Origin of the sequence: Streptomyces anulatus (assembly GCF_000721175.1) — a bacterium.
Taxonomy (GTDB): Bacteria; Actinomycetota; Actinomycetes; order Streptomycetales; family Streptomycetaceae; genus Streptomyces; species Streptomyces anulatus_C.
Map to the genome: position 1 here is coordinate 1 of NZ_JOEZ01000120.1, position 510 is coordinate 510.

A 510-nucleotide genomic window follows, 5' to 3' on the forward strand; every position below is an offset into this window, starting at 1 on the left:
CACGAACTGCGGGTCGGTCGACAGCTTCCAGGTCTCCACGATGTGGGGCTTGAGTCCGAAGGCTCGCCAGATCCGGGAAACGGCCGACTGCGACATGCCCTGGACCTCGGCCATCGAACGCGTCGACCAGTGCGAATCACCCGTCGGCGGCGCCTGGCCAAGAGTCCTGGCCACGAGAGCTTCGACCTGTTCGTCGGTGATCTTCCGGGGTGCCCCCGACCGCGGCCGGTCCACCAGGCCCTCCAGCCGGTCCGCGGCGAACCTCGACCGCCACTTGCGCACGGTCTCCCGCGAGATCCCCAGGTCATCCGCGACCTGTGCGTTCGGCCGACCCTCCGCGCACGCCAGCACGATCCTCGACCGCAGCACCAGCGCCTGAGACGCCGTCTGCTTGCGCAACCAGCCTCGCAGGACACGGCGTTCGTGATCGGACAGCTCCAGCGGCAACGGCTTCGGACCAGGCATCAGCCCACCCTACAACCGCGCGCGAACTAACGACTCAGGACACTA

At 68.0% G+C, this 510-nt stretch carries 1 protein-coding gene; it reads right to left on the reverse strand.

Going from position 1 to position 510, the window contains the following annotated elements; translation table 11 throughout:
• On the reverse strand, nt 1-465 hold a 465-nt coding region (locus IG90_RS0138775; RefSeq protein ID WP_030596151.1), incomplete at its 3' end, for an IS630 family transposase.
• Nucleotides 466-510 lie beyond the last annotated feature (45 nt).